Genomic DNA, 8,051 nt, shown 5'->3' on the forward strand with positions numbered 1-8,051 from the left:
GGATCTCGATGCGCCCGATGGGCTGCGCGGGGTCGGCGGCGATCGCCTCGAGCACGCGCTGCAGGCGGGCCACGAGCTGCTCCACGGTGGCCAGCTCGAACAGGTCGGTGGCGAACCCGAGGCGCCCGGTCATGCCTTGTGGCGCACCATCCTTGCCTCGTTGCTCTCGCAATTCGACCGACAGATCGAAGGTGGCGGCGATCGACTCCATCGACTGCGAGCTCGTCGCCGTGAGCCCCGGCAGTTCGAAGCTGGCGCGGGCGTTGTTCTGCAGCACCAGGGCCACCTGGAACAGCGGATGGCGCGCCATCGAACGCGTGGGATTGAGTGCCTCTACCAGGCGCCCGAAAGGCAGGTCCTGGTGCGCATAGGCGGCCAGGTCGGTGTTGCGCACGCGCGCGAGCAGCTCGCGGAAGCTGGGGTTGCCCGAGGTGTCGGTGCGCAGCACGAGCGTGTTGACGAAGAAGCCCACCAGATCGTCCAGGGCCTCGTCGGTGCGACCGGCAATGGGACTGCCCAGGGCGATGTCGGTGCCCGCGCCCATGCGGGTGAACAGCGTGGCCAGTGCGGCCTGCAGCACCATGAACAGGCTGGCCTGCCCTTCGCGCGCCAGAGCCAGCAGTCCCCGGTGCAGCTCGGTATCAAGCCGGATCGGGACGTGCTGGCCTTGGTAGCTCGAAATCGCCGGCCGCGGCCTGTCGGTGGGCAGCTCCAACTGCTCGGGCAGGCCGGCGAGCGTGTGCTCCCAGTAGCGCAGCTGTGTCGCGATGATGCTGTCGGGATCGGTTTCGCTGCCCAGCAACTCGTACTGCCAGACCGTGTAGTCGGCGTACTGCACTGGCAGAGGCTCCCATGCCGGCGGCTTGTCCTGGCAGCGCGCGGCATAGGCGGTGGACAGGTCGCGCGCCAACGGCGCCCATGACCAGCCGTCACAGGCGATGTGGTGGCACAGCAGCAGGAGGGCGTGGTGTCCCTCGTCCAGGTGATAGAGCCAGGCGCGAAACGGGATTTCACGGTCCAGCTCGAATCCGTAGGCGGAGGCCTCGGCGATCTGCTGGGCCAGCGTGGCCTCGCTGGCCGCCTCCACCCGCAGGACGGGACGCGCGGCCTCGGGTGCAAGAATGACCTGTTCCGGCGCTTGCGCCGAGTCCGAGAAGATGGTGCGCAGGCTCTCGTGGCGCGCCACCACGTCGGCCAGCGCCATCTCCAGCGCCGCGTCGTTCATCTGCCCTTCGAGCCGCACGACCGTTGGCACGTTGTAGGTGGGCGTGGGCCCGTCCATTTGGTAGAGGAACCACAGCCGCCGTTGCGCAAAAGACAGGGGAATCATGGAAGGTTCCGAACTAGGTGATGGGTTTCAACAGACGGACGATCGGCATGGACGGCAGCGAACGGATCGGGCTCGGGCGTGCGCTTCGCGCGCCGTGGTGATGCGCAAAACCGTTGCAATCCGTCAGCACGCGATCTGTTCGTGCGTCAGAGGCTGTTGTCGTACTGGACCGTGGGTCGCGGCACCTGGCTGCTCGGCCGGATCGGCCGCAACGCCGTGCGAGCCTTGGGCGCGGCGGCCAGCCTGCCGGCCAACTGCGCCACGCTCGAGGCTTCGAACAGCGTATGAATGCCGATCTCGACACCCATGGCTGTACGGATGCGGTTGATCAGCCGTGTCGCCAGCAGCGAGTGGCCGCCCAGGTCGAAGAAGCTGTCGTCGATGCCTACTTGCGGCAGGCCCAGGATCTCCGCGAAGAGCCCGGCCAACGTTTCTTCCTGAGGTGTACCGGGCGCGCGGACCTCCTTCGCTGCGAAATGGGGCGCCGGCAAGGCCTTGCGATCCAGCTTGCCGTTGGGCGTGAGAGGCAGCGCGTCCAGCCAGACGTAGTGCGCGGGCACCATGTGGTCGGGCAGCGTGGCGGCCAGCTCGGTGGGCATCTGTGCCGCCTCGGGCGGCGAGCCCAGTCGCGAGCGCTTCATCACCGTGGCCAAGTGTTCCAGGTTCTCGAGCACCTCGTCCGTGGGCACGCCGAAGTCGATCAGGCACGCGAACTCGTCGACGCCGATCTTCTCCAGCTTGCGCACCAGCGCCAGGCAGCTTTCGGGGCCGCCGATGAGCGAAGAGGTCCCGAAGTAGCGGCGCACCCCGAGCGCGATGAGTTGCTCCGCCTCGACTTCGCCCACAGCCTGGTTCGGAATGTTCCCCTCGAGGTCCTTGAACACGTTCTTGCGCAGTTCCGTATGCGCCCGGAAATACTGGACCATCGGCTCATGGGCCGCCTGTCGTGCCGTCTCGTCGTCAGGGCCAACGAAGGTGTGCAGCATCAGCGTGACCTTGTGCGCGTCCGGGTCGTGCCCATTGGCGCGCAGCGCGTCGCGGTAGATTCGGATGTTCTCGGTCAGCTCCGGGATGGTGAGGCTCAGCAGCGCCGTCAGCACGTTCGCGCCGATCCGACCGGCCGCCTCGAAGGTGGCGGGGCTTCGGGTGGCGGTGATCCACACCGGCAGCTCCGGCTGGAGGGGCTTCGGTTGCAGGCGGACCTGGGATGTGTGGCCCGCACCGTTGCGTGCGGCCATCGTGCCGCCGCGCCAGAGCTCGCGCACCTGCGCGACCCCGTCGAGCATCACCTGGTACCGGTCGGCGAAATGGTCCGGCGCCAGTACGAAGTCCTCGGGCACCCACCCAGAGGCGAACGCGACGCCGACGCGCCCGCCGGAGAGATGGTCGACCACCGACCACTCCTCGGCAACCCGCAACGGATGGTGCAGCGGCAGCACGACGCTGCCCGCACGCAATTGCACGTTCTGCGTGACCATGGCCAGAGCCGAACTCAGCACGGACGGATTGGGAAACGCGGCCGCCACCTTGGTGAAGTGCCGCTCGGGTGTCCAGATGGCAGTGAAGCCGTTGCGATCCGCGAACTTCGCGCCCTCCACATACAGCCGGTAGAGCTGTTCACCCTCCTGGCCCTGATTCGCATCGGCGAAGTAGAAGAGGCCGAACCCCGGGGAGCGCGAGCGCTGGGGCAACGCCGCCTCGTCTGCGACGAGATAGGCGACAAGTCGCTTGCCGGCCGTCGAGTCTTCCCGCGCCACCACTGCGGCCTGCTTGATCAGCGGGTGCTTGATCAACTGCGCCTCGACTTCGCCGGGCTCGACCCGGAAACCCCGCAGCTTGATCTGGTGGTCGACCCGGCCCAGGTAGTCGAGCACGCCCTCTTCACTCCAGCGTGCCAGGTCGCCTGTGCGGTACATCCGCTCCCCGGGCGCCCCGAAGGGATTCGCCACGAAGCGTTCGGCAGTCAACGCGGGGCGACCGAGGTAGCCCCGCGCGAGCCCGGCGCCGGCAACGAACAGTTCGCCGACCGCGCCCGGCGGGACCGGTTGCAGCAGGGCATCCAGCACATAGACCTGCACGCCCGGCAAGGGGGTACCGATCGGCACGCTGGGCAGTCCATGGCCATCGAAGCTCTGGTTGACCCAGCCCGCCGCGTCCCAGAATTCGGAAGTGCCGTACAGGTTGACCAGCAAGGCCTGCGGCAGCACCTTCCTGAAACGCTCGGCCAGGGCTGGCGTCAACGCTTCTCCGCCGCAGGACCAGTACCGCAGGTGCGGCAGCCGGGTGCCCACCTTGAACTCGTCGTCGAGCAATGCGTCAAGCAGCGACGGAACCAGAACGATCCGGGTCACCTTCTGGGCGGCCAGCAGATCGATCAATCCGTTGATGTCCTTGCTGAGGTGCGGAGGCACGACCACCAGGCGCTGACCGCCGAAGAGCGGCATCAGCACCTCCCAGACGAAGTCGATGAAGTTGTGGGTTGTTCTCTGGGCATACACCGTCGCTTCGTCGGCCTGCTGTACGTCCCAGCGCAGCCTGTTGAGCAGTGTCCTTGCAGTCCCGGCAACGCCCTTGGGGCGTCCCGTGGAGCCCGAGGTGTACAGCACGTACGCAAGGTCGAGCGGGCTGGGCGTGCGCGTGCGCTGCGCGTCGGTCAAGTCCGCCGCTGGCAGGGCCGAGAGTTCGGCGCAAAGCGATGCGTCGTCCAGGCGCACGCCGAGTGTCTCCGCGTCCGCGAGGAGGTGGGTAACGTCGGACTTCGAGATGACGCACCGGGGCCGTGCGTCATCGAGCATGAACCGCAGGCGATCCACGGGATAGTCGAGGTCGAGCGCGAGGTACGCCGCACCTGCCTTCAGAACGGCCAGGAGGCTGACCACCAGTTCGGGCGAGCGTGGCAGCGCCAGCGCCACGATGCTGTCCGGGCCGATGCCTCGTGTACTTAGGTAGCGGGCAAGCCGGTTTGCCTGCTGATTCAGTTCCTGGTACGAGAGGTCGATTGCTTCGAATGAGATAGCGCGTGCGTGCGGGGTTGCCGCGACCTGTCGCTCGAACAGGTCCGCCAGTGTGTCGGGGAATGAGCCGGGGGCTGCGCCGTTCCAGTCCGTCAGGACGCGCTGGCGTTCCTCGGTGCTCAGGATGTCCAGCGCCGCGACGGGGATCGCCGGCTGGGCCAGGCTTGAATCGATGAAGCGCAGCAGCCGTTCCTGGTGCGCTTGCACGTCCGCCAGCGAGTAGGCGGACGCGTTCGCCGTGCAGTAGACGTCGGCGCTGCTGTCTTCGCCGATGAAGAACGAAAACGAGATGTCGGCCGCCGTGCGGGCGGAGGTGTTGAACGACTTGGACGACAGGCCTCCGAAGGAGATGCCTTCCTTGAACGGCATGACGTTGATCACGGGGCCGAAGTCGCTGCCATAGCCTCTGATCCGCTTGGCGTCCAGGTACAGGCGCGAAGCAGGATACCGTTGGTGCGCGAGCACCGTGCGGATCTCCTTGTCGACGATCCCGACGATGTCCCGCATCGTCATTTCCGGCGCAATCGACAGGTGCATCGGCAGGGTGTTCGACATCATGCACGGGATCGCCCGTGTCTCGGCGGACCGTCCCGACACTGGGAAGCCGATCGACAGTTCCCGAACACCGGTGATGCGGAACAAATAAGCGGCCACTGCTGCGATCAGCGTCCGTGCGAGAGATGTCTCGCACGCGCGTGCCAGTTCCGCGATGCCCTCGAGCGCCGGTTTTTCCATCCGGCGGCTGCTTCGGATCGGCAGGCGCGAGAAGCTGCGCGTGCCATCCCCGAAGCGGGTCGGTGCAGGAAGCACTTCAAGGTAACCATGCCAGAAATTGCGATCCGACTCGAACGCATCCGAGGACAAGTAGGCCTGCTCGATGTCCAGGAGCCGGCCCAGCGGCTCGAACCATGCGCGTGGCGCGGTGCAAGCCTCAATTGCTGCTGTATAGAGCTCCGCGACCCGGCGCGCGATAAGCGAGTAACCAAAGCCATCGATGACGATGTGGTGGTAGAGATGGTGCCACGCGAACCGGTCGGCGGAAAGCTTGAACAGGCAGAAGGAAAAGAGCTCTGGATCGGTTGGCGAAAGCGAGTTCTCCATCTTCTGGCCGATCGCGTCGAGCATCGATCGATGGGGATCCGCGTCGCCGCTCAAATCGACGAAGCTGACGCACTGCTCGCTGAGCTTTCCGCCGAGGACCTGCCGCGGCGCCGTGTCGGTCTCGATGAACGTGGTGCCTAGCGCCTGGGCCTCCTTGGCGACCGTGCGCAGGCACTGCAGGAACAATTCCGTATTCAGCGCACCGGCGATCTCGATGTATTCGCCGACATTGTGAGAGGGGTGGCTTGGATAGAACTGTCGCTCAAACCAGAGTCCGAGCTGCGCGAAAGACAGAGGCCAGCCATCTGCAGATGTCGACACCATATCGGGTCCTGTTGACTTACGTTTAGGGAAAGCCAAACGATCCGGGCCGGCTGCGCACCATGGGCGCGCCGGACGGAGAGCCGCACAGCTTTTAAGGGAAGAACCGGGGATGCAGCGCAGCGGCTGCCTATCCCTGAGCGCCCATCGCCTGGGCCAGGCTTCTCGGACGCATGTCGGTCCAGTTCTTCTCGACGAACTCCAGGCAGTCACCCTTGGCAGAAGGGCCGTGGACCTTTTTCCAACCCTTGGGGATCTCGATGAATTCGGGCCAGATGGAATGCTGGTTTTCGTCGTTGGTCAGAACCACAAATGAAGCGTCACTGTTATCGAAAGGATTGGTCATGGGGGTCTTTTCAAGAAATACGACTGCCAGATTCCAGTGCCCGCCACCAAATCTGGGAGGAAATTGGGATAACTGCAATTAGATGTGACATTCCAGCACAATGCGAATGGAGGTGCAATGTGTACGTTTCTACTAATTCGAAAAGCGAATTTCCAATCTCAATAGGGAGCAAAAAGAACTAGTTTCTGGAAAATAAGAAATTAAAATTACTTCGACGTTTGTTCAAGCTGGATTGCGAAGTTGGGCCCGGACGTGGGCGCTTAATTGAATTTGTTGTTGGTCAAATTCATTACATGGACTCTTTGTGTGGCGCCGCTTGCGCGGAACCGGTGCTGGTGGGACGCGCGGGCTCGACAACCGTTAGTGCGTGGTGTAAGCGGACTTGCTGAGTCCTGGTGTCACGCGCATTCGCGGGTCGGCGATGCCGGACCAAATCCGGGGACGCGCCGACCGGTGATCTTTTGGCGATTTCTTTCGTGCACTGAACGGCCGCGGCCTTGCTGCGGCATGGCGTGAGTCACTCTGCGCCAACGGCCACCGGTGCGACTGCTTTCTGCTCGGCGCATTCATCCGAAGCAAGAAGTCACGGACCTGCGCCTCGCTGAAACGATGGAAACGGGTGGACGCGTCGTTGCAAGTCAGTCACCGCGTCCGGTGTCCGGAGTCGTCTCAGCAACCAACAGTCATTCGGCTACAGCCTGCAATCTGCGCTTCGAGTCGCTCCAAAGAAAGCGGATCGGTCCGATGGCTCACCTCGCGTGCGTGGCTCCGCCGTCGACAATCAATGTCGAGCCGACGACATAGTCGCCAGCGCGCGACGCGAGGTACACAGCGGCACCTGCGATGTCTTCGGGTGTGCCAATGCGACCCAGGGGAATGTAGGCCGCGACGTCGTCGCCATGGTCTCGCGCGCTCTTGTTGAGGTCGGTGGCGAATGCACCAGGGGCGATGGCGCTCACGACAATGCGTTCGGGCGCGAGCCTCAGCGCCATCAATCGCGTCAACTGAATCAACCCCGCCTTGCTGGCGGCATACGAATAGGTCTCCCGGGGCCCCACCGAGATGCCATCAACCGAAGCAATGTTGATCACTTTCGGTAGGTTCTGCGTCGCAGTCTTGCGCAGCAAGGGCGCCAGGCACTGGGTCAGAAAGAAGGGTGTCTTGAGGTTCAAGTCCACCACCTTGTCCCATCCTGACTCGGGAAACTCGTCAAAGGGCGCCCCCCAGGCCGTTCCCGCATTGTTGACAAGGATGTCCAGTGCGTCTTCGCGTTTCGCGTAGGTATTCGAGAGTTCTCGCGCGCCGTCCAGCGTGGAGACATCGGCGGGCAATGAGAAAACCTCTCCATACTCCGAAAGCTCCGTCGCAGTGCGGTCGCAGTCTTCGGCACCGCGCGCCGAAATGTAGACCCGGGCGCCCTGTATCAGATAGGCCTGCGCGATGATCCGGCCGATGCCGCGCGATCCTCCCGTGATGAGCGCCGTGCGGCCCTTGAGCGAGAACAACTTTGTCAGGTCCATGGGTGTGCGATTCCAGGTAGGTAAGGATTCAATGACAGTCTTGTGCGTGACTTGACTCTGCAGAGGGAGGAGAGGAAGGCGCACTTGTTGTTTGCTCGTACCCTTCGATCTTCTGCAGATTCCACATTTGGGCGTAGCGGCCCTGCTTCGCGAGCAGTTCGGCATGCGTGCCGCGCTCGACGATCACTCCGCTTTCGAGCACCAGGATCTCGTGCGCATCGACCACCGTCGACAGCCGGTGCGCGATGACCAGCGTGGTCTTGTCCTGCGCGGCGCTCTTGAGCTCCGACTGGATGGCACGCTCGTTGGCCGAATCGAGCGCCGAGGTGGCCTCGTCGAAGATCACGATCGGCGGGTTCTTCAGCAGCGTGCGCGCGATGGCCACGCGCTGCTTCTCGCCGCCCGAGAGCTTCAGGCCG

General features: G+C 64.2%; 5 protein-coding genes. All 5 read right to left on the minus strand.

From position 1 onward, the window contains the following. Window positions 1-1,330 (minus strand): condensation domain-containing protein (locus ACTJLF_RS34215; protein WP_440884846.1); only part of this gene is annotated, 1,330 nt, incomplete at its 3' end. A gap of 146 nt (window positions 1,331-1,476) precedes the next feature. After that, window positions 1,477-5,769, minus strand: coding sequence for a MupA/Atu3671 family FMN-dependent luciferase-like monooxygenase (locus ACTJLF_RS34220; protein ID WP_440884847.1), 4,293 nt, complete (start codon window positions 5,767-5,769; stop codon window positions 1,477-1,479). Between the two features lie 127 nt (window positions 5,770-5,896). Beyond that, window positions 5,897-6,112, minus strand: coding sequence for an MbtH family protein (locus ACTJLF_RS34225; RefSeq protein WP_440884848.1), 216 nt, complete (start codon window positions 6,110-6,112; stop codon window positions 5,897-5,899). 749 nt (window positions 6,113-6,861) lie between these two features. Continuing rightward, entirely contained in the window at window positions 6,862-7,632 is a 771-nt protein-coding gene (locus ACTJLF_RS34230; protein WP_440884849.1) for an SDR family oxidoreductase, read from the minus strand. A gap of 28 nt (window positions 7,633-7,660) precedes the next feature. Beyond that, the coding region (locus ACTJLF_RS34235; protein WP_440884850.1) for an ATP-binding cassette domain-containing protein at window positions 7,661-8,051 on the minus strand (391 nt) is incomplete at its 5' end.

The organism is Variovorax sp. 22077 (genome assembly GCF_052044195.1).
In the GTDB taxonomy this organism is placed as follows: Bacteria; Pseudomonadota; Gammaproteobacteria; order Burkholderiales; family Burkholderiaceae_C; genus Variovorax; species Variovorax atrisoli.

Bases quoted from the DNA above. Each gene is read 5' to 3' on its own strand.
- ACTJLF_RS34220 (WP_440884847.1), bottom strand. From the start codon at position 5,769: ATGGTGTCGACATCTGCAGATGGCTGGCCTCTGTCTTTCGCGCAGCTC.
- ACTJLF_RS34225 (WP_440884848.1), bottom strand. From the start codon at position 6,112: ATGACCAATCCTTTCGATAACAGTGACGCTTCATTTGTGGTTCTGACC.
- ACTJLF_RS34230 (WP_440884849.1), bottom strand. From the start codon at position 7,632: ATGGACCTGACAAAGTTGTTCTCGCTCAAGGGCCGCACGGCGCTCATC.